The 24,044-nt window shown below is 72.7% G+C and carries 20 protein-coding genes; 10 read left to right on the plus strand and 10 right to left on the minus strand.

What is annotated here, in order from left to right; genetic code table 11:
- Nucleotides 1–13: 13 nt before the first annotated feature.
- Both KGA66_RS09085 and KGA66_RS09090 read right to left on the minus strand, forming a co-directional pair.
- On the minus strand, nt 14–670 hold the full coding sequence (locus KGA66_RS09085; RefSeq protein ID WP_211466665.1) for a TetR/AcrR family transcriptional regulator: 657 nt from the start codon (nt 668–670) through the stop codon (nt 14–16).
- Nucleotides 667–1,383 (minus strand): 4'-phosphopantetheinyl transferase family protein, encoded by a 717-nt coding sequence (locus tag KGA66_RS09090; protein ID WP_211466730.1) that lies wholly within the window; start codon nt 1,381–1,383, stop codon nt 667–669. Before KGA66_RS09090 ends, KGA66_RS09085 begins: the two co-directional genes overlap by 4 nt.
- Nucleotides 1,384–1,608: 225 nt before the next feature.
- Between KGA66_RS09090 and KGA66_RS09095 the strand changes: the two genes are divergently transcribed.
- Nucleotides 1,609–3,285, plus strand: a complete 1,677-nt coding sequence (locus tag KGA66_RS09095; RefSeq protein WP_312886830.1) for an FAD-binding dehydrogenase — start codon at nt 1,609–1,611, stop codon at nt 3,283–3,285.
- Nucleotides 3,286–3,406: 121 nt separating this feature from the next.
- Here KGA66_RS09095 and KGA66_RS09100 read toward each other — a convergent pair whose 3' ends face one another.
- The 3 genes from KGA66_RS09100 to KGA66_RS09110 all read right to left on the minus strand — a co-directional run bounded on the left by KGA66_RS09100 (nt 3,407) and on the right by KGA66_RS09110 (nt 5,979).
- Nucleotides 3,407–4,345 carry a hypothetical protein gene (locus KGA66_RS09100; RefSeq protein WP_211466667.1) on the minus strand — a complete coding sequence of 313 codons (939 nt, stop codon included), beginning with the start codon at nt 4,343–4,345 and terminating at the stop codon, nt 3,407–3,409.
- Nucleotides 4,342–4,911, minus strand: coding sequence for a SigE family RNA polymerase sigma factor (locus tag KGA66_RS09105; RefSeq protein WP_312886831.1), 570 nt, complete (start codon nt 4,909–4,911; stop codon nt 4,342–4,344). Before KGA66_RS09105 ends, KGA66_RS09100 begins: the two co-directional genes overlap by 4 nt.
- 165 nt (nt 4,912–5,076) lie before the next feature.
- Nucleotides 5,077–5,979, minus strand: a complete 903-nt coding sequence (locus tag KGA66_RS09110; RefSeq protein ID WP_211466669.1) for an alanyl-tRNA editing protein — start codon at nt 5,977–5,979, stop codon at nt 5,077–5,079.
- Nucleotides 5,980–6,155: 176 nt separating this feature from the next.
- Here KGA66_RS09110 and KGA66_RS09115 point away from each other — a divergent pair, with 176 nt between their 5' ends.
- The 3 genes from KGA66_RS09115 to KGA66_RS09125 all read left to right on the plus strand — a co-directional run bounded on the left by KGA66_RS09115 (nt 6,156) and on the right by KGA66_RS09125 (nt 9,257).
- Nucleotides 6,156–6,698 (plus strand): NUDIX hydrolase, encoded by a 543-nt coding sequence (locus KGA66_RS09115; protein ID WP_211466671.1) that lies wholly within the window; start codon nt 6,156–6,158, stop codon nt 6,696–6,698.
- A gap of 89 nt (nt 6,699–6,787) precedes the next feature.
- On the plus strand, nt 6,788–7,588 hold the full coding sequence (locus KGA66_RS09120) for a LamB/YcsF family protein (protein WP_211466673.1): 801 nt from the start codon (nt 6,788–6,790) through the stop codon (nt 7,586–7,588).
- 13 nt (nt 7,589–7,601) lie between these two features.
- On the plus strand, nt 7,602–9,257 hold the full coding sequence (locus KGA66_RS09125) for a 5-oxoprolinase subunit B/C family protein (RefSeq protein ID WP_211466675.1): 1,656 nt from the start codon (nt 7,602–7,604) through the stop codon (nt 9,255–9,257).
- Between the two features lie 18 nt (nt 9,258–9,275).
- Here KGA66_RS09125 and galK read toward each other — a convergent pair whose 3' ends face one another.
- From galK to galT, 3 genes are read right to left on the minus strand one after another with little or no spacing between them, the layout of a single operon-like run.
- A complete protein-coding gene (gene galK, locus KGA66_RS09130; RefSeq protein WP_211466678.1) occupies nt 9,276–10,448 on the minus strand; it encodes a galactokinase in 1,173 nt (390 codons plus the stop codon).
- A 57-nt stretch (nt 10,449–10,505) separates the two neighbouring features.
- Entirely contained in the window at nt 10,506–11,510 is a 1,005-nt protein-coding gene (gene galE, locus KGA66_RS09135; protein ID WP_211466680.1) for a UDP-glucose 4-epimerase GalE, read from the minus strand.
- Nucleotides 11,507–12,604 carry a galactose-1-phosphate uridylyltransferase gene (galT, locus tag KGA66_RS09140; protein WP_312886832.1) on the minus strand — a complete coding sequence of 366 codons (1,098 nt, stop codon included), beginning with the start codon at nt 12,602–12,604 and terminating at the stop codon, nt 11,507–11,509. The genes galE and galT overlap by 4 nt, the downstream gene beginning before the upstream one ends.
- A 166-nt stretch (nt 12,605–12,770) precedes the next feature.
- Between galT and KGA66_RS09145 the strand changes: the two genes are divergently transcribed.
- Nucleotides 12,771–13,586: a DeoR/GlpR family DNA-binding transcription regulator gene (locus KGA66_RS09145; protein ID WP_211466684.1), complete on the plus strand. Its 816-nt coding sequence runs from the start codon at nt 12,771–12,773 to the stop codon at nt 13,584–13,586.
- A 33-nt stretch (nt 13,587–13,619) separates the two neighbouring features.
- Here the strand turns inward: KGA66_RS09145 and KGA66_RS09150 are convergent, their stop codons facing one another.
- Nucleotides 13,620–15,572 carry a beta-galactosidase gene (locus KGA66_RS09150; RefSeq protein WP_211466686.1) on the minus strand — a complete coding sequence of 651 codons (1,953 nt, stop codon included), beginning with the start codon at nt 15,570–15,572 and terminating at the stop codon, nt 13,620–13,622.
- 39 nt (nt 15,573–15,611) lie between these two features.
- Complete coding sequence (locus KGA66_RS09155; protein WP_211466688.1) at nt 15,612–17,687, minus strand: beta-galactosidase; 2,076 nt, start codon at nt 17,685–17,687, stop codon at nt 15,612–15,614.
- Nucleotides 17,688–17,883: 196 nt separating this feature from the next.
- Between KGA66_RS09155 and KGA66_RS09160 the strand changes: the two genes are divergently transcribed.
- From KGA66_RS09160 to KGA66_RS09180, 5 genes are all read left to right on the plus strand, one after another.
- Nucleotides 17,884–19,194 carry an extracellular solute-binding protein gene (locus KGA66_RS09160; protein ID WP_211466690.1) on the plus strand — a complete coding sequence of 437 codons (1,311 nt, stop codon included), beginning with the start codon at nt 17,884–17,886 and terminating at the stop codon, nt 19,192–19,194.
- 122 nt (nt 19,195–19,316) lie between these two features.
- Entirely contained in the window at nt 19,317–20,291 is a 975-nt protein-coding gene (locus KGA66_RS09165) for a carbohydrate ABC transporter permease (protein ID WP_211466692.1), read from the plus strand.
- Nucleotides 20,288–21,175, plus strand: a complete 888-nt coding sequence (locus KGA66_RS29925; RefSeq protein WP_211466694.1) for a carbohydrate ABC transporter permease — start codon at nt 20,288–20,290, stop codon at nt 21,173–21,175. Before KGA66_RS09165 ends, KGA66_RS29925 begins: the two co-directional genes overlap by 4 nt.
- Before the next feature lie 52 nt (nt 21,176–21,227).
- Nucleotides 21,228–22,277, plus strand: a complete 1,050-nt coding sequence (locus KGA66_RS09175; RefSeq protein WP_312886833.1) for a LacI family DNA-binding transcriptional regulator — start codon at nt 21,228–21,230, stop codon at nt 22,275–22,277.
- A 249-nt stretch (nt 22,278–22,526) separates the two neighbouring features.
- Nucleotides 22,527–24,044, plus strand: a complete 1,518-nt coding sequence (locus KGA66_RS09180) for a hypothetical protein (protein ID WP_211466696.1) — start codon at nt 22,527–22,529, stop codon at nt 24,042–24,044.

Below are 24,044 nucleotides of genomic sequence, written 5' to 3' on the forward strand. Positions count from 1 at the left end.
TGCCCGCTATCGGTTACCGCGCCGTCGGCCGCGCGCCATCGGTGTGTGCCGCCGGTCCGGACTGCGCCGGCGGTGGGACGCGGACCGCGGCCAGCAGCGCCTCGAAGGCGCGCCGGGCCCACTCCTGCGCCCGCGGATCGTCCAGCAGCCTGCGGGCGTGGAAGAACCCGAGCATGACGCCGTGCAGGTCGTGCGCGAACTGCTCGGGGTCGGCGTCCGCCCGGAACTCGCCCTGCGCGATCCCGGTGCGAAACATCTGCGCGACCGAGTCGGCGAAGTCGCGGTGGTCGCGAACCAGCTGGTCACGCACCGGCCCGGGCTGGTCGTCGAACTCCGCGGAAGCCGACACGAAAAGGCACTCCGAGCCGCCTTCCGTGATCGCCGCGAGCCAGCGCTCGAACAGCGCGCGCACCCTTGGTTCGCCGCGCGGCGCCCGCAACGCGGGCCGCAGCACCTCCTCGGCGAACAGATCGCGCGCCCGCTCCAGCACCTGCATCTGAAGCGACTCCTTCGACTTGAAGTGCGCGAACAGCCCGCTCTTCGACAGCTCCAGCCGGGCCGCGAGCGAGCCGATCGTCAATCCGGACAGGCCGAGCCGCGCGGCCGTCCTGGTCGCCTCGTCCAGAACCGCCAGCCGGGTCGCCTCGCCTTTACTCACCCGAACAGTCATAGCACGATCGTTCGTTCTTCGGTAGCTCCGTGCCCGTCCGGGGTCACGGTCACCGCGGTCAGCAGCAGCCCGTCGCGCACCAGCCAGCGCCCCGCGAACCCGGTGCGCGCCACTCCGGCCACCACCGGACCCGGCACCAGCAGTCGCGCGTGGAATGCACCCGTCCCGTCGGGCTCCCCGTCCGCGGGCTCGGCGAACTCGACGCTGGCGTCCTCGAATCCGAGCCAGCGGCCGGTGAGCGGGAACCATGCCTTGTACACCGACTCCTTGGCGCTGAACAGCAGCCGGTCCCAGTGCACTCCCGGCCGCGTCGCCACCAGCCGCGAGAGCCGCGGACGCTCCTGTGGCACCGTGATCGCGCCCAGGACCTCCGGCGGCAACGGCTCGTGCGGCTCCGCGTCCACGCCCACCGCGGTCAGGTCCGCGGCCCGCGCGACCACGGCGGCGCGGTACCCCACGCAGTGCGTCATGCTGCCCACGATGCCGTCCGGCCAGCGCGGCGCGCCGCGTTCCCCGGGCAGGATCGGCACCGCCGCGACGCCGAGCCGCGCCAGCGCCTGGCGCGCGCAGTGGCGCACCGTGGTGAACTCCAGCCGCCGTTTCTCGACCGCCTTGGCGAGCAGCGCGCGCTCCTGCGGGAAAAGGGTGGCCTGCGGCGGGTCCTCCAGCGCCTCGACCGCCACGGCCTTCGGCGGCAACAACTGCTCGATCACGCCCCGGTCACGCCCGTCCGTGCGCGATGTCAGCACTCTCGATCACGCACGCAGTGTGGCAGGCCGCGCGCGGGCCCGCCAAGCGCCGTCTCGGCGGACGGGACGAGAGCGCGTGCGCCCGGGTTGAGTGCCCTTGTCGAGTGCCCTTGTCGAGCGCGCGTGCCATGCGCCGAACCCCGCATTGAGCGGCGGTCCGGCCGCGGCCTACGATCGGTCGGGCGCAAGGTGACGAAGAGACGAGGTGCGGTCGTCGTGGACGCGGATGTCATCGTCGTCGGGGGTGGACTGGCCGGGCTGGTCGCGACCGCCCAGCTGGCCGACGCCGGGCGGCGGGTGATCGTCGTCGAACAGGAGCCCGAGGCCTCGCTCGGCGGACAGGCCCACTGGTCCTTCGGCGGGCTGTTCCTGGTCGACTCGCCGGAGCAGCGCCGCATGGGCATCCGCGACTCTCGCGAGCTGGCCTGGCAGGACTGGCTCGGCACGGCCGGCTTCGACCGCCCCGAGGACTACTGGCCGCGCCGCTGGGCCGAGGCATACGTCGAGTTCGCCACCACCGAGAAGCGCCCCTGGCTGCACGCCCAGGGCGTGCGCTTCTTCCCCGTCGTCGGCTGGGCCGAACGCGGCGGCCAGCTCGCCGACGGCCAAGGCAACTCGGTGCCGCGCTTCCACATCACCTGGGGTACCGGTCCCGGTATCGTCGAGCCCTTCGAACGCCGGGTGCGCGCCGCGGCGGCTCAGGGACTGGTCAGGTTCGCGTTCCGGCACCGGGTCGACGAACTGACCATGACCGGCGGGGTCGTGGACGGAGTGCGCGGCACGATACTCGAGCCCAGCGACGCCCGCCGCGGCTCGCCCAGCTCCCGCGCCGCGGCGGGCGAGTTCTCCTTCCGCGCGCAGGCCGTGCTCGTCACCTCGGGCGGCCTGGGCGGCAACCACGACCTGGTGCGCCGCAACTGGCCCGCCCGGCTCGGCACGCCGCCGCGCACGATGCTCTCCGGGGTGCCCGCGCACGTGGACGGCCGCATGCTGGAGATCGCCGCGTCCGCGGGCGGCCGGCTGATCAACAGCGACCGGATGTGGCACTACACCGAGGGCGTGGCCAACTGGAACCCGATCTGGCCGCTGCACGGCATCAGGATCCTTCCGGGCCCCTCGTCCCTGTGGCTCGACGCGCTCGGCCGGCGCCTGCCGGTCCCGCTCTTCCCCGGCTTCGACACGCTCGGCACCCTCGAACACATCATGCGCACCGGATACGAGCACACCTGGTTCGTGCTCACCCAGAAGATCATCGAGAAGGAGTTCGCGCTCTCCGGCTCCGAGCAGAACCCGGACCTGACCGGCAAGAGCATCAGGCAACTGCTGAACCGGGTCGGGCGCGGCGCCCCCGGCCCGGTCGAGGCGTTCAAGCGGCACGGCGCAGACTTCGTGGTCGCCGGCTCGCTGCCGCGGCTGATCGACGGCATGAACGCGCTCACCGACGCCCCGTTGCTCGACCCGGCCGAGGTCACCCGGCAGGTGCGGGCCCGCGATCGGGAGATAGGCAACCGGTTCACCAAGGACCTGCAAGTTACCGCGATCCGCGGCGCGCGCGCCTACCTCGGCGACCGGTTGATCCGGGTCGCCGCGCCGCACCGGCTGCTCGATCCCAAGGCCGGACCGCTGATCGCCGTAAAACTCAGTATCCTGACGCGAAAGACGCTCGGCGGCCTGGAGACCGACCTGTCCGGACGGGTGCTGCGCGCCGACGGCCAGCCGCTGTCCGGCCTGTACGCGGCCGGGGAGGTGGCCGGATTCGGCGGCGGCGGAATGCACGGCTACCGCTCGCTGGAGGGGACCTTCCTCGGCGGCTGTCTGTTCTCCGGCCGCACCGCCGGACGCGCGGCCGCCGAGGCGGTAGCCTGACCGCCGGAGCCGAGTGGAGCAGGGTTCTGATGGCTAAACGGGCCGGTGCGTCAGTGGTCTGAAGAACCGGCGTGTATGAAAGTTACACGCCCGGCCGTCCCTTGAGGCCTGCGCCGCGCGGTCAGAACGTGCCCTGCACGGTCGCCGGGGCCGATCCGTGCGCCTGGTCCGTCGTCACGCTCACCGAAAAGGTGTCCCCGCCCGGGTCGTGCGCCCCGGTGTGCCTGAACTGCACCGCGATGACGAATGGCTTGGCCGGCAGCGTCGTGCCCTGCTTCAGCGTGAACGTGTAGACCAGGCCGCCGTCCGAGCCCGCGACGGTCTTCACGTCGAAGGCCGTTATGTCATGGTTCGACCAGTAGCTGTCCGGGGTCAGGCCCGGGGTCGGCGTCACGCGCACGATCAGCTGGAGCGCCGAGAGCGGCTCGGCCGGGTCCAGGCTCACGTCCTGCTCGCTCCAACTCGCGTTGGTCGCGGGGGCCACCGAGCCGGTCGCGGTCAGCGGCGCGGAGCCGGTGGCCGTCGCCGCCGACGAGGACGGCGCGGCGGAGGGAGCGCCCTGGCCGAGACCCGCCGTCTGCGTGGCCGTCTGCGTGGCGCTCTGCGCGGCCTGCCCGCTCTGCGATGCGCGCCCCGGCGCGCTGGGGGATTCGCCGTGCGAGGTCCCGGAGGCGGCCGGGCCGCCACCGCCGACGGCGGGCGGCGAACTGTGGCGCGCGGCGGCGTTCGGCGCGGTGTCGGGGCTGCTGACCTCGACCGTCGCCGTCACGCCGACGGCCACCGTCGCGCACAGCGCCGCCGCCACGATCCCGGTCGGCACGCCCGCCAAGCGCAGCTTCAGCACCGTGCCGCGGCCTCGTGCGCCCACGCCGCCGTCCAGCCGCTCACGCACCATGGTGCGGATGCGCTGCGTGTCGGGCTCGTATCCGCCGGTCTCCAGCTCCAGCACCTCGGTCAGCCACTCGACCGGTTCGTAGCGCGGCCTGGACACCAGTTCGGACGAGCCGGTCACCTGAGCGTCCGGCTCGTCCGCGTCCTTCCCCGCGCCCGAATCCCTCATCGTGTCGCCTCGTCCCGGTCCGTTGTGCCGACCGGCCGCGCACCGAGCAGCGCGGCGAGTTCGGCCACGCCCCGGGAGGTCTGGCTCTTGACCGTGCCGACCGCTATCCCGAGCGTGGCGGCTGTTTCCTGCTCGCTCAGCCCGTAATAGTGTCGCAGCACGACGCAGGCCCGCTTGCGCACGGGCAGCCGTTGCAGCGCGGCCCGCACGTCGGCGTTCGCAGCGACGTCCGGACCGTCGATCTGGTCGGTCCACGCCGCGCCGAGCAGCCGCCAGCCGCGCCGCTCGCGCACCAGCCGGCGCACCCGGCTGGCCGCCAGGTTCACCACGATCCGCCGCACATAGGCCAGCGGCATGTCGGCGCGGATGACCTGGTCCCAGCGCTTCCATGCCTGGGTGAACGCCTCCGCGGTCAGATCCTCGGCCGCGTCGGGGTCGCCGGACAACAGGTACGCCAGCCGGGCCAGGTCGCGGTGGTGGGCATCGAAGAACGCGTCGAACCGGGCGCGAGCCTCCGCGTCGAAGGTCCGCGCCGTGCGTATGTGAGTCACTGTGGTGGCCGCCACGGTAGTGGACCGTAGCAGCCGTGTTCGGATCGCGACAGGGCCGGTGACCTTATCTCGCTATGCAAGGAAGCTGAATAAGTGCGTTATGCGGATGCTGATTCGGCGTCGGCGAAGGTCTTGCTCCCGGCCCGATCGCCCGGCCGGCGCTCGATCCGCCGGCCGCGGTCAACCGCGCTTCGGCACCGTGACGGCCACCAGTTCGGTGCCGTCCTCGCTCAGCGACACGCTGGTGGTCAGCGACCCGAGCTCGCCGAGCCGGGAGACGTGCGTGCCGCCGCAGTCGACCGAGGCGGCGCCCTGCGGCAGTGCGCACACCCAGCGGCGGCGCGCGGTCAGTTCCGGTCCCGGCGTCTCGACCCGCACCGGCGCGTCGGTCGCGATCCAGTCGGCCAGGCGCGCGTTGACCCGCGCCGTGATCGCGTCGAGCGATTCGGCCAGGCCGTCCGGGTCGAAGCCCTTCTTGCGCAGCGACTTGCCGATCCGGTACCGGTCCGTGCTCGCGTGCGGGTCCATCCGGGAGCGGTCCATCGCCAGGGCGTCGAAGTCCGGGGAGCCGAGGGCGTCGAGCCGCACCGGCTTGTGCCAGCGCTCGGCCAGGGTCTCGTTGAGCGCGAAGGCCAGCAGGTGGCAGCCGGTGTGCACGGCCGAGAGGGCGGCCCGCCTGGGGGCGTCCACCCGCAGCACCACGGCGCGGCCGAGCAGAGACTTCGGTTCGACCCGGGTGCCGGCGACGTCGACGAGATGCACCGCGAGCCACGTCCACTGCGGGTCCGCGCGCCGCACCGGGATCTGGTCGCCGAGCGCGAATTCGCCCTCGGGCCCGATCGCCCCGGTCGCGCAGTCCACCACCGGGCAGCGGGCCCCGCCGAACTCCACCGTGTCGAACTCGATGATGCCGCTGTCGCCGGGCTGGTCCGGCCAGGTGTGGTCGAGCGGGTGGAACGGAGTCGTGTCGGTCACGACGCCGATGACGCCACCGGGTAAGGGCACTGCGGCGACAATGGTCGAACTGCCCTCTGTCGTTCCGCTCGGAAAAGTCACCAGCGTGGTGGTGTTCGCAAGTGCCATGCCCCAAGTGTCGCACCTGGGCAGCGCCGCGATGGGTCGTTCGCGAGGACCCGCGGCGCGTTTGGTGTCGGCTTGCGACCCAGCGCGCACAGGCGTGCGCCGCCCGTGCCGTGCCGTGCCGTGCTGTGCCGTGCCGCCCGGCCGCGGCGCGTTTCCGCCCGGATATGATTCGGCGCGTGGCCGAGGCGACGCGAGGGGAAGAGCGGGCCGGCGCTGGACCGCCGCCGGATCTGCCCGTGCGGCGCACGGCCCGGATCGTGCTCGCCGACGAGCGGGACCGGATCCTGCTGTTCCGCTTCGTCGACAACGATTCGACCATCCCGGGCGGTACCTGGTGGGGGACCGTCGGCGGCGGCGTGCACGAGGGCGAGTCGCTATCGCAGGCCGCCGCGCGGGAGCTGTTCGAGGAGACCGGCCTGCGCGTCCCGCCGCAGCGCTTCGACGTCGTGGTCGCGCGCAACCGGGGCGTGGCGCGGTTCTTCGGTCAGGAGCGGTGGTACGAGAACCACTACTACTTCCTGCGCGCCGCGGGCTTCGAGCTCGACGCGAGCGGCTGGGAGCAGATCGAGCGGGCCGCGATCGCCGAGCACCGCTGGTGGTCCGCCGCCGAACTGGCCGCGACCGCCGAGAGCGTCCACCCGCCCGGCCTCGCCCGGCTCCTGCCCGACCTGCTGGCCGGCCGGCTGCCGCGCGAGCCGGTCGAGGTCGGACCGGACTGATCGAGCGCCCGGGACCGACGCGGCCGCACGGGCCGGCGAAGCGCCGCGGCCTCCTCGTTTCCCGCCGATCCGCCGGATACAGTGCATTCATGGCGTACGGCACGCTGTCCAACGGCTCCCGGCCCGGCACCAGCCAGGGCGTCGACCTGAACGCCGACCTCGGCGAGGGCCTCGGCGGTCGGCAGCTCACCGACGACGAGGCGCTGCTCACCATGGTGACCAGCGCGAACATCGCCTGCGGCTTCCACGCCGGGGACCCGTCGACGATGCGCCGAGTCTGCGCCCTGGCCGCCGCGCGCGGGGTACGCATCGGCGCGCAGGTCTCCTACCACGACCTGGTCGGTTTCGGCCGCAGGCCGATGGAGGTCCCGCCGCGCGAGCTGGCCGACGAGGTCGCCTACCAGATCGGCGCGCTGCGGGTCTTCGCGCAGGCCGCGGGCACCGAGCTGGCGTACGTCAAACCGCACGGCGCGCTGTACAACCGGATCGTGTGGGACGAGAGCCAGGCCGACGCGGTCGTCGACGGAATCCTGCTGACCGGAGCCGATCTGCCGGTGCTCGGGCTGCCCGGCTCGGCGGTGCACCGCGCGGCGGCCGCGGCGCGGCTTCCCATCGTCACCGAGGCATTCGCCGACCGCGCCTACCGCCCGGACGGCACGCTCGTGCCGCGTACCGAGCCGGGCGCGGTGATCAGCGACCCGGAGCAGGTGATCAAGCGCTCGGTGATGATGGTCACCGAGGGCTCCGTGTTCGCCGCGACGGGCCAGCGCGTGCCGGTCGCGGCCGAATCCCTGTGCCTGCACGGCGACACGCCCGGCGCCGTGGAACTCGCCGCGCGGGTGCGCGAGGCGCTGATCGGCGCCGGGGTCGACATCCGGCCGTTCGTGTAGATCCGCCCCCGCGATGATCCCGCTGCGGTACGGAAGACACGCTCTGCTCGTCGAGTGCGAGGACCTCGACGAGGTCGCCGCCCTGCACGCCGAACTGGCGCGCAGGCGCCGCGCGGGGACCCTGCCGCCGGTGCACGACCTCGTCCCGGCCGAACGCACGGTCCTGATCGACGGCCTCGACGACCCGGCGGCGCTCGCCGCGCAACTGGTGACCTGGACGCCGACGCCGGTGGAGGCGGCGCGCGGCCCGGCGATCCACCTCGCGGTCCACTACGACGGCCCCGACCTCGACGAGGTCGCCGAGGCCTGGGGCGTGCCGCGCGACCAGGTCGCGGCCATCCACTCAGCGCACGAATACCGCGTCGCCTTCTGCGGGTTCGCTCCCGGATTCGCGTACCTGACCGGCCTGCCCGAGCGGTATCACCTGCCGCGCCGGCGCACACCGCGACCGAGCGTGCCGCCCGGTTTCGTCGCGGTCGCCGGGCCCTACACCGGGGTCTATCCGAGCGCGTCCCCCGGGGGCTGGAACCTGATCGGCGCCACGGACGCAGAGCTCTGGGATCTGAGACGGGACGAGCCGGCGCTGCTCGTCCCGGGCGGCACCGTGCGCTTCGTTCCCGCCTCCGGCCGACCGGCCGCCTCGCCATCCGGCGGACCGGTGTGCCGCGAACCGGCCCGCGTCCGCGATGCCGCACGCGAGCGCGACCCCGCACGCGAGCCGTATCCCGAAAGCGAGGCCGGACCCGCCGCCGGACCCGCCGCCGGACCCGCGGTCGAGATCCTGCGCGCCGGCGCCTTGACGACCGTCCAGGATCTCGGCCGTCCCGGCTACGCCCACCTCGGCGTCCCGCGCAGCGGCGCGCTGGACCTGGCCGCGCACCGGCTGGCGAACCGTCTCGTCGGCAACGAGCCCGAGGCGGCCACGCTGGAGACCACGGTCAGTGGCCTGACGCTGCGCGCGCTCGCGCCGACGCTCGTCGCGGTGTGCGGCGCGGTCGCGCCGATCCGGCTCGACGGCCGCCCTGCGCCGTGGTGCGCGCCGATCGCGCTGCGGCCCGGCCAGACGCTGGACGTCGGCGCCGCGGCCCGGGGCGTGCGCAGCTACGTGGCCTTCGCCGGGGGAGTGGCCGTCGAGTCCGTGCTCGGCAGCCGCTCGACCGACCTGCTCGCCGGACTCGGCGCCCGGCCGTCGCAGACCGGCCGCAACGGGCTGCGCGACGGTGACCTCCTCCCGCTCGGCGCGCCCACGGGCCCGCCGCGTCCGGCCGACACGCACCCCGTCACCGCCCCGGCCGCGCCCGGCTCAGTGCTCGAACTCCCGGTGCTGCCCGGGCCGCGCCCCGCCTCGTTCCCGGCGGCGGCCTGGCGGGTGCTCACCGGCGGCGAGTACGTCGTCTCCGCGGCGTCGAACCGGATCGCGCTGCGGCTCGACGGCCCCGCCCTCGAGCGCGGCGGACCGGACACGATCCCGAGCGAGGGCGCGGTCCTCGGCGCGATCCAGGTGCCGGCGGACGGCAGACCCATCGTCTTCCTCGCCGACCACCCGCCGACCGGCGGCTACCCCGTGATCGGGGTGGTGCCGGCCGCCGCGCTCGGTCCGGCGGCCCAGGCCCCGCCCGGCGCGCGCCTGCGTTTCCGCGCCACAGGACATCGCGGCGTGCCCGGCTGAGCCGAGCGCCGCGCAGACTCACCCCACGCGGTGCGCGCCGCGCGCGGGAATCGCCCGGAAGATCTCCGCCTGCGGGAGCGCCGCGAGAACCCGCTCGCCGACCCGCCGCGCGTCGCCGACCGAGACGAGCGCGATCGCGCTGCCGCCGAAGCCGCCGCCGGTCATGCGCGCGCCATGCGCCCCCGCCTCCAGCGCGGCGTCGACCACCAGGTCGAGTTCCGCGCAGGAGACCTCGAAGTCGTCGCGCAGGGACCGGTGCGACGCGGTCAGCAGTTCGCCCGCCGCGCGCAGCCGGTCGCCCGCCGGCGCACCCTGTGTCAGCAGGCTGACGAACTGCTCGACCCGCGCGTCCTCGGTCACCACGTGCCGCACCCGGCGCGCCGTGACCTCGTCGAGCTGCGCCGCCGCCCGGTCCAGGTCCGCCGGCGCCAGATCGCGAAGCGCCCGCACGCCGAGCGCCGCCGCGGCCTTCTCGCAGCTCGCGCGCCGCGCCGGATAGCCGGACTCGCCCAGGTCGTGGCTCACCCGCGTGTCCGCCACCAGCAGCGTGAGACCCGCCCCGGCCAGGTCGAACGGGTGCGCGGTGATCTGGAACGAACGGGTGTCGATGAACAACACCCTGCCTTCCTGCCCGAACGCCGAGGCGAGCTGGTCGAGCGGACCGCAGGGCACGTGCGCGTACTCGTTCTCAGCGTACTGCGACAAGCGGGCCAGGTCCGCGGTGCTCAGCCGCGCCCCGGCGAGCCCGGCCAGCGCCAGGCCGGTCGCGCATTCGAGCGCCGCCGAGGAGGACAGGCCCGCGCCGACCGGAACCGTCGAGGCGAACGCGAGGTCCGCTCCCGCGAAGTCGTCCGGCAGCACGCCGCCGCCGCGCAGCGCCCAGGCCACCCCCGCCGGATACTGCGGCCAGCCCTGCGGCACGCCGGGGGACAGGTCCGCCAGCGCGACCTCGGCCACCTGGTGGTCGCCCGCCGCGGAAACCACCCGCAGCCGCCCGTCCGTGCGCCGTGCGGCGGCGGCGACCGTGTAACGGTCGATGGCCATCGGCAGCACGAAACCCTCGTTGTAGTCGGTGTGCTCGCCGATCACGTTGACCCGGCCCGGGGCCGCCCACACGCCCTCCGGGGAGCCGCCGTACACGGACGCGAACAGGTTGGCCGCCTCGGCGGCGATCGGGTCGACGGCGTTCACGGGCTCTGCTTCCCTCCGGTGTGTACGTACACTGGTTCCGCGTCCGGGGCGCGCATGTCAGGACGCGTGCGGTGCCTGCTCGCGCAACGACTTGGCGAAGCCCCAGGCGTCGCGGACCATCGTGTCCAGGTCCGGCCGCGCGGGCCGCCAGCCGAGTTCCGTGCGTGCCCGTTCCGCGCCGGCCACCAGCGCCGCCGGGTCGCCCGCGCGCCGCCCGGCCTGCGTCCGCGGGATCTCCAGGCCGGTCACCCGGGCCGCCGCGTCGATCACCTCGCGCACCGTGAAGCCCCGGCCGTTGCCGAGGTTGCAGATCAGGTGCTCGCCCGCGCGCGCCCGGCCCAGCGCCAACAGGTGCGCCTCGGCCAGGTCGGCCACGTGGATGTAGTCGCGCACGCAGGTCCCGTCGGACGTCGGATAGTCGGTGCCGAAGACGGTGATCGCGGGCCGTTCGCCCAGCGCCGCCTTGAGCACCAGCGGGATCAGGTGGGACTCGGGCTCGTGCCGCTCGCCGAAACCGTGGTAGGCCCCTGCGACGTTGAAGTAGCGCAGCGAGACCGCCGCGAGGCCGTGCGCCGCGGCCTCGGCCGAGATCATGTGGTCCACGGCCAGCTTCGTCGCGCCGTACGGATTCGTCGGCGCGGTGCGCGCGCTCTCCGGGATCGGCAGCGCCTCCGGCTCGCCGTACACGGCGGCGGTGGAGGAGAACACCAGCCGGCGCACCGCGGCCTCGCGCATCGCCTCCAGCAGCAGGTGCGTGCCGATCACGTTGTTCGCCCAGTATTTCTCCGGATGCGTCACCGACTCGCCGACCTGGGAGAAGGCGGCGAAGTGCAGCACCGCCGCGTAGGAAGGGTCGAGCACCTTCGCCGCGGTGTCGTGGACGCGCCCCTCGACGAACTCGGCGCCCTGCGGCACCCCGGCGCGGTGGCCGGTCGACAGATCATCGAGCACTGTCACCCGGTGGCCGGATTCGAGCAGCAGCGCGGCCACCACCGAGCCGATGTAGCCGGCGCCGCCGGTCACCAGCACCCGGGGGCGCTCGGCCGGCTCAGAGACCGTCATCCCGCAACCTCTCGCAGCCTCGCGGCCGCCCGCTCGGGCGACACGTCGTTCATGAAGGCACCCATCCCGGACTCCGTGCCGGCCAGGTACTTCAGCTTGTCCGCGGTGCGCAGCACGGTGAACAGCTCAAGGTGCAGCGCCAGTTCGGACCGCGCCTCGCCCGGGGTGACCGGGGCCTGGTGCCACGCCGCAATGTACGGGGTCGGCGCCGAACGCCCGGTGAACAGCCGGTCGAAACGGCCCAACAGCTCCAGGTAGGCGCCCGGAAAGGCGGCCCGCTGGGCCTCGTCCAGCCGGGTGAAGTCGCCGACCCGCCGGTTCGGGTACAGGTGCACCTCGTACGGCCAGCGCGCGGCGAACGGCACGAACGCGGTCCACTCGCTGTTCTCCAGCACCACCCGCTCGCCGGCCCGCTCCGCCACGAGCACGTCGTCGAAGAGGTTGCGCCCGGTGCGGGCCCGGTGCGCGGCGGCGCTCTCCTGCGCGCGCGCGGTCTTCGGGGGCAGATACGGGAACGCGTAGATCTGGCCGTGCGGATGCGTGAGCGTGACGCCGATCTCGTTGCCGCGGTTCTCGAAGCAGTACACCTGCCTGATGCCCGGCAGTGCGCACAGCTCGGCCGTGCGGTCGGTCCACGCCTCCAGCACGAGCATCACGCGGGCCTCATCGAGCCCTGCGAAGGTGGCGTCGTGGTCGGAGGTGAAGCAGACCACTTCGCACCGCCCGCCGCCGAGGTGCGCGCGGTGCGGCAGCGGGCCGGCGAGCGTGTCCGCGGGTGCCGGGATACCGCTCAGTGACGGGAAGCGGTTCTCGAAGACGGCGACCTCGTAGTCCGGCGCCGGGATCTCGCTGTGCCATTGGTCCGTGGACGGGCACAGCGGGCAGCTGTTCGTGGGGGGAAGATAGGGCCGGCCCTGCCGGTGCGCGGCCACCGCCACCCACTCGCCCTGCACCGGGTCGAAGCGGGTTTCGCTGGTCGTGTAGACGGCCTCCAGCGGTCGCTGATCCGCGAAAGCGGCCCTGGCCTCGGCGTCTCCGGCGTCGTAATAGATCAGCTCACGGCCGTCGGCCAGCTGTGTGACGGTCTTCTTCACCGGTAGCTCCTTCATCGAACATATTCAAACACGGTTGAACGTTAAGTCACAAGGGCTAGCATGGTTTCGAACGTTCGACACAGCCCGTTCCGGCGGACCACAATGAGCCGAGCCGCACCGGGACCGGTTCGGGCCCGGGGGGACGGGACGGCGATAAGGAGCAGCGATGGCGCAGGCCGAGACCGACGAAGGCCGCGGGCTGCTGGCCGAGCAACGCCGCGCCGCGATCGCCGCGGAGGTGCGCGCCCGCGGCGGGGTGCGGGTGACCGACCTGGTGCTGCGTTTCGGTGTCTCCGACATGACCGTGCGACGCGACTTGGACGCGCTGGCGCGCGACGGGCTGCTGGAGAAGGTGCACGGCGGCGCGGTCGCGCTCGGCGAGTCCAGCGCGCACGAACCCGGATTCGAGGCCAAGCGCACCCTGGAGACCGCGGCCAAGGAGGCCATAGCCGAGGCCGCCGCCGCGCTGGTCCCGCGCGGCGGAGCCGTCGCCCTGTCCGCCGGCACCACCACCTACGCGCTCGCCCGGCGGCTCACCGACGTCTCCGAGTTGACCGTGGTCACCAACTCGATGCGCATCGCCGAACTGTTCGCGCAGCGGCTGCGCCCGCCGGGCGCCCGCCACGGGGCCACGGTCGTGCTCACCGGCGGCATGCGCACGCCCTCGGACGCGCTGGTCGGCCCGGTCGCCGACCAGGCGATCCGCTCGCTGAACTTCGATCTGGCCTTCGTCGGCTGCCACGGCATCTCCATCGCCGCCGGCCTGTCCACCCCGAACCTGGCCGAGGCGGAGACCAACCGGGCCCTGATCGCGGCCGCGCGCCGGGTCGTCGCGGTCGCGGACCACAGCAAGTGGGGGCTGGCCGGGCTGGCGACCTTCGCCCCGCTCACCGCCGTCGACACGTGGGTGACCGACGGCGGCCTGGCCGAGACGGCATGCGCCGAGGCCGCCGAACACGTCCGCCACCTCCTGATCGCTTGACCGCCTCGGGCCTCTCGCCGAACGGGCGTCGCGCTACTGCGCGTGGTCCAGGGTGAACGGGTACACCGCGCCGTCCGCGCCGACCCGCCGCACCGTTTCGAGTGTGTCAGGCGTCTGAGTGTCGAACTCGACGCCGGCGTCGAGCGCCGCGCGCCGCAGGATCTCCCGCAGCGTGCCCGGATCCGGCCGCGTCGAGACGTACCAGGCGTGTCCCCGGCCGAAGCGATGCCGCGTCACCGCCGGATGCCCGGCAGCCGGGCCGTCGCCATAAGCCAGGACCGACTCGGCGCCGCGCAGCTCGACCGGCTCCGCCCACAGCGTGCCGGTCCCCGCCGCGTCGCCGCCGTCGACCGGCTTGAGCGCGACCGCCTGCCCCTGGGCCAGCGGCAGGAACTCGTCCACCCGCACGCCGAGCAGGTCCCGCAGCGCGCCGGGGTAACCACCCAGGTGCACCGCGTCGTTCTCGTCGACGATCCCGGAGAAGAAGGAGACCACCAGCGTGCCGCCGCCCTCGACATAGCGGCGCAGGTTGTCGGCCCACCGCGACGTCAGGATGTACGACTGCGGAACCACGACCAGGCGGTAGCGCGACAAGCCGGCGCTCGGGTGCGCGAAGTCCGCGGTCACGTGCGCGCGCCACAGCTGCTCGTAGTAGGCGAACTGCGCGTCCACGAACCGCACGTCCACCGAGGGCCGGGAGTCCAGCTCCAGCGCCCACCAGGACTCCCAGTCCCACACGATCGCGGTGTCCGCCCGCACGCGCGAGCCGCGCACCTCGCGCAGCTGCTCCAGCCGCCGGCCCAGCGCCACCACCTCGCGCCAGATCCGCGAGTCGGTGCCCGCATGCGGCAGCATCGCCGAGTGGTACTTCTCGGAGCCGGCCCGCGACGCGCGCCACTGGAAGAACAGCACGCCGTCCGCGCCGCGGGCCACATGGGCCAGGGAGTTGCGCATCATCTCGCCGGGCAGCTTCGCCACGTTGCGCTCCTGCCAGTTCACCGCGCTGGTCGAGTGCTCCATCAGCAGCCAGGGCGCCCCGCCGGCCAGCGACCGGCACAGGTCCGCCGCCATCGCCAGTTCGATGTGCCGCACCGGGGAGCCGGCGGTCGTGTAGTGGTCGTCGGAGACCAGGTCCACCTCCCGCGCCCACGACCACAGGTCCATGGACTTGTTCAACAGCGCCATGAAGTTCGTCGTCACCGGGATGGCCGGGTTGTGCGCCTTGACGATGTCCCGCTCGGCCTTGAACAGCTCCAGGATCGACGCGGAGCTGAAGCGCGCGAAATCCAGCCGCTGCGCCGGGTTCACCCCGGTCGGCGCCTCGCGCGGCGCGTCGATCTCGTCCCAGGCGGTGTAGGTCTGGCCCCAGAACGACGTGCCCCAGGCCGCGTTCAGCGCGTCGAGCGAGCCGTACTTGCCTTGCAGCCATTCCCGGAAGGCGGCCACCGAGTACGGGCAGTAGCACTCCGAGACGTGGCAGCCGTACTCGTTGTGGATGTGCCAGAGCACCACCGCCGGATGGCCGGCGTACCGGGCGGCCAGCTGCTCGGCGATCCGGCGGCAGGCCGCGCGGTACTCGGGCGCGTGCGGGCAGTAGGTCTGCCGCGCGCCGCCGCCGAGCACGTGGCCCTCACGGGTCACCGGCCGGATGTCCGGATGCGCCTTGCGGAACCAGGCCGGGGGAGCCGCGGTGGGCGTGGCCAGGTCGACGTGGATGCCGGCCTCGTGCAGCAGGCCGATGATCCGGTCCAGCCAGCCGAACTCGAACCTGCCCGGCTCCGGTTCCAGCTTGACCCAGGAGAAGATGCCCAGGCTCACCAGGTTCACCCCGGCCTCGCGCATCAGCGCGACGTCCTCGGCCCACACCTCTTCGGGCCACTGCTCCGGGTTGTAGTCCCCGCCGTAAGCCAGAGCGTCCAGCCGCGGCCACGCCGCCCGCTCGATGCCGTAGTGGCTCACCGTGCGCGAACCGTCTGCGTCAGCCATCCGATGATCTCCTCTCGCCCGATCTTCCGCCCGTTCGTATCACGCCCGCCGAACGACGCGCACACCCCCCGCCGGAATCCCGACGACCCCGGTGAACCGCTCGCCGGTCAGCACATCCACCCCGGACGCCGCGATCTCGGCCTCCAGCTCGCCGTGGTTGATGGCGAAGAGATACGACGCGCCGTCGGATGTCTTGCGCGCGACCAGTTCCAGCGTGTCAGGGGTCTGCGTGTCGAACGGGACGCCGGCGTCGGCGGCCGCCCGGCGCAGGATCTCGCGCAGCGTTTCGGCATCCGGGCGTGTCGAGACGTACCAGGCGTGCCCGTCGCCGAACGCGTGCCTGGTGACCGCGGCCTTCCCCGCGGCCGGGCCGTCCGCGTAGCGCAGTACAGCCTCGGCGCCGCGCAGATCCACGTCCTCGGCCCAGACCGTCGCGCTCGCCGCGCCGGGCGCCGCCGCGCCGTCGTGCGCGCGGTCCGCGGTGAGCCGCACCGTCCAGTCCGCCCGCAGCGGCAGGAACTCCTCCACCCACACCCCGAGCAGTTCCCGCAGCGCGCCCGGGTAGCCGCCGAGCCACACCGAGTCGTCCTGGTCCACGATCCCGGAGAAGTACGACACCACGAGCGTCCCGCCGCCGCGCACGTACCGGCGCAGGTTCTCGGCCCACTCCGGCCGGCACAGGTAGAGCTGCGGCGCGACGACCAACCGGTACTTCGACAGGTCGGCACCCGGATGGGCGATGTCGCTCGTCACGTGCGCGCGCCACAACGCCTCGTGGTAAGCGAGCTGACGCTCCTTGAAGTCCAGGTCCACCGAGGGCCGGAAGGTGTGCTCCAGGGCCCACCAGGACTCCCAGTCCCACAGCACCGCCGCGTCGGCCAGCACCGTCGAACCCTGGATCTCCCGCAGCGCGGCCAGGTCGGCGCCGAGGCTGACCACCTCCCGCCAGACGCGGGAGCCGGTGCCCCCGTGCGGCACCATCGCGGAGTGGAACTTCTCTCCGCCGCCGCGCGACGCGCGCCACTGGAAGAACAGCGCGCCGTCCGCGCCGCGCGCCACGTGCGCGAGCGTGTTGCGCCGCATCTGCCCGGGCCGTTTGGCCAGGTTGCGCGGCTGCCAGCTGACCGCGCTGGTCGAGTGCTCCATCAGCAGCCACGGACCGCCGCCGCCGACCGAGCGGGTGAAGTCCGCACACAGCGCCAGTTCGATGTGATTGTCCTGGCGCTCGGCCGAAAGGTAGTGGTCGTTGGCCGCCAGGTCCGTGTGCCGCGCCCACTCCCACACGTCCAGCGCCTTGCAGTTGACCAGCTGGAAGTTGGTGGTGATCGGCACCTCGGCGCGTCCCGCCGCCTGCGTGCGGGCCCTGACGGCATCGCGCTCGGCGGCGTAGAGCTCCAGCAGCGAGTCCGAGGTGAAGCGGCGGAAGTCCAGCCGGTGGGCCGGATTCACGTCCGCCATCGGCGCGCGGCGCGGCGCGTCGATCTGCGACCAGTCCGAGTACTGCTGCCCCCAGAACGCGGTGGTCCAGGCGGCGTTGAGAGCGTCGAGCGAGCCGTACCTGCCCCGCAGCCACTCCCGGAATGCGGCCGCTGATACCGGGCAGTAGCACTCCGCGGTGGGCGCGCCGTACTCGTTGTGCACATGCCACATGACGACGGCCGGGTGCGCGGCGTATCGCGCGGCGAGCCGGTCCGCGATCCGGCGGCAGGCCGCGCGGTACTCGGGCGCGTGCGGGCAGTAGGTCTGGCGCGCCGAGCCGCCGAGTACCACGCCCTCGGCCGTGACCGGACGCACGTGCGGATACGCGGACAGGAACCAGGCCGGGGCGGCCGCGGTGGGCGTGGCCAGGTCGACGTGGATGCCGGCCTCGTGCAGCAGGCCGATGATCCGGTCCAGCCAGGCGAACTCGAACACGCCGGGCGCCGGCTCCAGCAGCGCCCAGGAGAAGATGCCGAGGCTGACCAGGTTGACCCCGGCCTCGCGCATCAGGGCGACGTCCTCGATCCACACCTCTTCGGGCCACTGCTCCGGGTTGTAGTCCGCTCCGTAGGCGAGCGCGTCGAGCCGCGGCCACAGGGTCGCCGCGCGCACGGTCCGCTCGACCTGGAGAGTCATCCGAGTACCCCTTCGCTGAGAACCATGATTGGGAGCGTTCACGGAACGGTAACGGAGAAGTCTCGCTCTGTTCCAGCCCCTAGTCACCTCTTGACAGTCGAAGATCCTGTCATGAATCTGGGAGCGTTCACAACGCCGTAACGAGAAAGTTACCGCGCCCGGCCCGTTCGCCCAACCCTCTCTTCTTGGAGTGGCAATGAAGCTCTCCCGCGCCGTCACCACGGCAGCGTGCGGTCTCGCCGCGCTCGCCCTCGCGGCCGGCTGCTCGTCGTCAGGCGGCTCCGCCCCGGCCTCGTCGGGCGCGAATCAGAAGGTGGATCTGACCTTCTGGTCCTGGGTGCCCAACATGGACAGGATCGTCGCCGCGTGGAACCAGGCGCACCCCGACATCCAGGTCACCTTCACCAAGGCCGCCGGCGGCGACGCGGAACTGACGAAGCTGCTCACCTCCGGCAAGGCGAAGACGATGCCGGACATCGCGCAGGTGGAGTACCAGTCGCTGCCGACCATGGTGTCCAACAACTACCTTGCCGACATCTCGAAGTACGTGGACGGCGTCAGGAGCGACTACCCGGACGGGCTGTGGAACCAGGTCACGCTCGGCACCGGCGCGGTCTACGGCGTGCCGCAGGACGCGGCGCCGCTGGCGTTCTTCTACCGCACGGACCTGTTCAAGAAGTACAACCTGACCCCGCCGGCCACCTGGGCGCAGTACCAGAGCGAGGCCGGGCAACTGCACCGGGCGAACCCCTCGGTGTACCTCGGCGACACCGCCACCACCGACGGGGGCCTTTTCTCGGGGCTGACCCAGCAGGCCGGGGCCAAGTGGTGGTCCGCCAAGGGCGACTCCTGGACGGTGGGCATCGACTCGCCCGCTTCGCGGAAGGTCGCGTCCTACTGGGGCGCTCTGGTCAAGCAGGGCGCGGTCGACAACAAGACCGCCTGGACCGCCGACTGGAGCAAGGCGCTGGACAACGGCACATACCTGTCCTGGATCGCCGCAGTCTGGGCGCCCGGCACGCTCGCCTCGGAAGCGGCCGACACCTCGGGCAAGTGGGCGATGGCCGCGCTGCCGCAGTGGAACGCCGGCGACCAGGTGACCGGCAGCTGGGGCGGCTCGGCCACCTCGGTGACGGCGGACTCCAAGCACCCGCAGCAGGCCGCGCAGTTCATCACGTGGCTCAACCACGAAAGCCAGGGCACCGATCTGCTCGTCACCGACGGCAGCGTGTACCCCGCCTCGCTGGCGGCCGAGTCCGGCTCCGCGCTCGCGGTGCCGTCCTTCGTCTCCGGCCAGAGCGACTTCTACACGCAGGCGAAGCAGTACTCGAAGGAAGCCGCCACGGCGACCTGGGGCCCGGACGTGAACGTCGCCTACAGCGCCTTCTCGGACGCGTTCGGCGCCGCGGCGACCAACAAGGGCGACTTCCTGGCCGCCCTGGCCACCGTGCAGCAGAAGGTGGTCGCGGACATGAGGACCAACGGGTTCACGGTCAGCGGCGGCTGACCAGGGCACGCACGGCCGGCGTGCGTTCCGCCGGCGCGCACACCACCGGATCCCGCGGTTCGCCGCATCGGCCGCGGGACCCGGTAACCGCCCCGTATACCCGGACTTGAGGAGAAGAGAACATGGCGGCGACCGAAGTCGTCGAGGCGGCCCGCGCCGGCGGGACCGCGCCGCGCCGCAGGCGCTGGAGCCCGGCGCCCCGGCGCACCCCGTACGCCTTCATGGTCCCGGCGACCGTGCTGTTCACCGCGGTCTTCCTCGTGCCGCTGGGCTACACGGTCTATCTCAGCACGCAGAAGACGCAGATCCAGGGGCTGGGCCTGGGCCGGGGCGCGCGCCGGCAGGTCTTCACCGGATTCGGCGACTACACCGGCGTCCTGCACGACTCCGAGTTCTGGCACAGCGTCCTGCGGGCGCTGCTCTACGGCTGCGTCCTGATCCCGGTGATGCTCGGCCTGGCCGCGCTGTTCGCGCTCATCCTGGACGCCCAGCGGGTCCGGTTCCAGCGCTTCGGCCGGATCGCGATCTTCCTGCCCTACGCGGTGCCCACCCTGATCGGCTCGATCCTGTGGGGGATGATGTATCTGCCCTCTGTCTCGCCGTTCGTCTCGGTGATGCACACGCTGTTCGGCACCACGAGCGTGAACTTCTTCGGCGCGCACGCGGTGTATCTGTCCATTGCCAACATCGGCGTCTGGGGCGGCACCGGCTTCAACATGATGGTGCTGTACACCGCGCTGCGCTCGCTGCCGCAGGAGGTGTACGAGGCGGCGCGGATCGACGGCTCCGGCGAGTTCCAGATCGCGTGGCGCATCAAGCTGCCGATGATCCGGCCCTCGGTCATCATGACCGCGATCTTCTCCACGATCGCCACGCTGCAGGTGTTCAACGAGCCGTACACCATCCACACCATGTCCGCGGGCGCGGTCTCCTCCACCTGGACCCCGCTGATGACGATCTATCACGACACTTACACCGGCGACGACGTGTTCGCGGGGTCGGCGGAGTCGATCGTCATCGCGGTACTGATGTTCCTGGTCTCCATCGCCGTGCTGCGCCTGACCAACCGCCAGACCTTCGGAGGCGAGTCCCAGTGAGCGGCCAGACCCGCGGCGGGTCCCGGTACGCCCGCCGCGCGCACCGCGGCCGCCGCACCCGGCGCACCGCGCTCGTGCCCACCGCGATCCTCCTGCTCGGCTCCCTCTACGCGCTGCTGCCGGTCGCCTGGGTCGTGGCGGCGTCGACGAAGAACAACACCCAACTGTTCAACCTGTTCGCCTTCCGGCCCGGCAACGCCCTGCTCGGTAATCTCAGCACGCTGACCTCCTATCGCGGCGGGATCTTCTGGACCTGGATGTGGAACACCGCGCTGTACGCCGGCGGCGGCGCGATCCTGTCCGCGGCGCTGTCCGCCCTGACCGGCTACACCTTCGCCAAGTACCGGTTCCGCGGCAAGACGATGCTGTTCAACCTGATCCTGGTCGGCGTCCTGGTCCCCGCGGTCGTCCTCGCCGTCCCGCAGTACCTGCTGGTGGCGAAGCTCGGGCTGGCCGACACGTACTGGTCCGTGCTCATCCCCTCGATCGTCTCGCCCTACGGCATCTACCTGGCCCGCATCTACGCCGGGGCGTGCGTGCCCGACGAGGTGATCGAGGCGGCGCGGATGGACGGCTCCGGCGAGTGGCGCACCTTCCTGCGGATCGCGGTGCCGATGATGGGACCGGGCCTGGTGACCATCTTCCTGTTCCAGTTCGTGGCGATCTGGAACAACTTCCTGCTGCCGTGGCTGATGCTCGGCAGCGACACGAAGTTCCCGCTGACGGTCGGGCTCTACACGCTGCTGACGCAGGGCACCAGCCAGCCAGCGCTGTACACCGTCGTGATCACCGGGGCGCTGCTGTCGATCGTCCCGCTGGTCGTGCTGTTCCTCCTGTTGCAGCGGTTCTGGCGGGTCGACCTGTCCGCGGGGTCGGTCAAGTGACAGACTGCTCTCACCAGGCGAACTCGGTCGGGCGAACAGAAGCGGGTGAACGGTGAACGGCAGCGGGGGCGGGGGCGGTCACGGCCTGGCGCCGCGGCGCGCCCGCCCGACGATCGAGGACGTGGCGGCGGAGGCCGGGGTCTCGCGCGGCACGGTCTCGCGCGTGCTCAACGGCGGCGTGAACGTCTCCCCGGCCGCGCTGGCCGCGGTGAACAAGGCGATCAAGCAGACCGGCTACGTCGTCAACCACCACGCCCGCTCGCTGGTCACCCAGCGTTCCCGGTCGGTGGCGTTCATCCTCTCCGAGCCGCAGGAGAAGTTCTTCGAGGACCCCAACTTCCCGATCCTGCTGCGCGGCTGCACGCAGGCGCTGGCGGAACACGACATGCCGCTGCTGCTGTCGATCGCGGGCACCCAGGAGGACCGCGAGCGGATCGTGCGCTTCATCGCGGCCGGCCACATCGACGGCGCGCTGCTGGTCTCGACCCACGCGGGCAACCCGGTGGTGGACCGCCTCACCGGCCTCGGCGTCCCCGCGGTGGCGTGCGGGCTGCCGATCGGCCACGAGCACGACCTGGCGTACGTCGCGGTCAACGAGGCCGAGGGCGCGCGGCAGGCGACGGCGCACCTGGCCGGGCTCGGCCGCAGGCGGATCGCGACCGTGACCGGCCCGATGGACACTCCCGGCGGCCGCGACCGGCTGGCCGGATACCGCGACGCGCTGCGCACCGCCGGGCTCGACCGGGACGAGTCCCTGGTCGCGCACGGCGACTACACGCAGATCTCCGGGGAAGCGGCGATGACGAAGCTGCTCAAGGACAACCCGGACATCGACGCCGTGTTCGTGGCCTCGGACCTGATGGCCGTCGGCGCGATCGACGCGATCACGCGCTCGGGCCGGCGCGTACCCGACGACGTCGCGGTGGTCGGCTTCGACGACTCCCCGGCGGCGCTGACCGCGCGCCCGCAGCTGACGACGGTGCGCCAGCCGTTCCGCCGCATCTCCCAGGAGATGGTCCGCCTGCTGCTGGCGAGGCTGGACGGGCAGGAGCCCGCCGCGGTGATACTGCCGACGGAACTGGTCGTGCGCGCCTCGGCGTGACGGCGGCCGGCCATCGGTGTCCGGCGTCCGGCAAACCAGAACACGAATTCACGTTCGCCGAATCAGCGCGGTCCGCGGTTGCTATGAGACGTTTTATTCAGTACGTTGGCGGCAACGTATCAGCATACTGCGAGGCACGGGGCGTCCGTGGCGCTATCCCGCGCGGACGCCTGACCCACCGCGCCGATCCCACCCCGCGGCGCGGCCGGAAGAGCCTGATCCGGGCTCCTCACCTCAAGGATGGCACCTGTGGCCAAAGGTCACCGGGCCGGCGCTGCCGCCGCGTCGGCCGTACGAAGGCGTGCCGGGAGAACGAAGCCGGAAAGCGCCGAGCCGCGAAACCAGTCCGATCCGACCGAACCCACGACCGCCGCGAGCGCGCGGCCGAGCCGCCGCGCCGTGCTGACCGGCGGCGTGGGAGCCGGCGTGCTCGTCGCACTGCCGGACGTACTCGTCGCGGCTCCCGCCCGCGCGGCCGCCTCCACCCCGGGGTCCGCAGCCGCCACCACCGCGCCACCCGCGCACTTCTTCCTCTACGGCTCGACCGGGCCGAGTTCGCCGCCGGCCGTGCAAGGCTGGCGCCCACCCGCCGCGCGTAACGCCCCCGCGCCCGCGCCGCGCACGGTCGGCACCGGGCTGGCCGCGCGGCCGGCCCGCTCCGCGGACGGCGCGAGCGTCGCCTTCCCGACCGTGCTGACCGGGCCCGGCGGCGCGGACGTGACGCTGTCCGTCGTCGACGCGGCCTCCGGCGCGGTCCAGACCGAGGCCACCGTGCACCTGCCCGGCGTCCCGGCCGACGCGTCCGTCCTGGTCCGCCCAGTCTTCGCGGGCGCCGTCACGGTCGCCCTGGTGATCGCCGTGAGCGTGCCGAGCGGCTGGCACACCTTCCGGAAGTCCGCCGCCGCTGGCACCGCCGTCGTCACCCCGTCCGCGAACTGGACGACACATCACGTTCTGGCCTACCTCGACCGCCGCACCGGCACCTTCACCGGACCGTTCGACCTCGCAGACGCGCCCTCGCTCGCCTGGACCGACTCGGTCGCCGACGCCGAGAACCTCTACCTGTGGACGATCCGCGAACCCGCGGTGTCCGTCGGCACCAAGGCCGAGCCGCTGCCCGCGCCCCCGGTCAGGCTGCTGACCTTCCCGCTCGGCTCCGCCCGCCCCGGCCGCTCGGTACGCTCGGCCGGCACCTGGCCGGGCGGTGCCACCGGGCTGGTGCTGTCCACCGGGGACGTCGTACGTGTAGTGGATGGCCGCGACCTCGAGGTGTACACGCCAGGCAGCGATGCGAGGTCCCGTCGCGTCCGCTTCGCCGAACTGCAGATGGACACCGCCAAGGCTGGCGCGACCAACCTGCACGCCCGTCCGGACGGCACGCTCGTCATCACCAACGCCGCCTTCGGCCGGGCGCTCGTCGTCGACCCGGCCGCCGGATTCCGCACCGTCGCGGCGCTCGAATTCCCGCGCCCGAGGATCTCCCTGGGCGGCCCCGACGCGAAGAGCGCGCTGTCCCCGGACGGATCAGTGCTCTACACCCTCGGCTCCGCGGACGCGGGCGGCCTCAGCGCCTACGACCTGTCCACCGGAGCACTCGTCGCGGCCTACGGCGACGGGTCCCACTACTCGGGGGTCTACCGGCTGCCGAGCGGCACCGTGCTCGGCGTCGCCGGCGCCGAGACCGGCTCCCGGCTCGGATTCCTCACCGCGGACCTGAGCCTGCTCGGCACGGTCGGCACCGACATGTACGTGGCGGAGGTGTTCTGA

It is taken from the genome of Actinocrinis puniceicyclus (genome assembly GCF_018283645.1).
GTDB lineage: Bacteria > Actinomycetota > Actinomycetes > Streptomycetales > Catenulisporaceae > Actinocrinis > Actinocrinis puniceicyclus.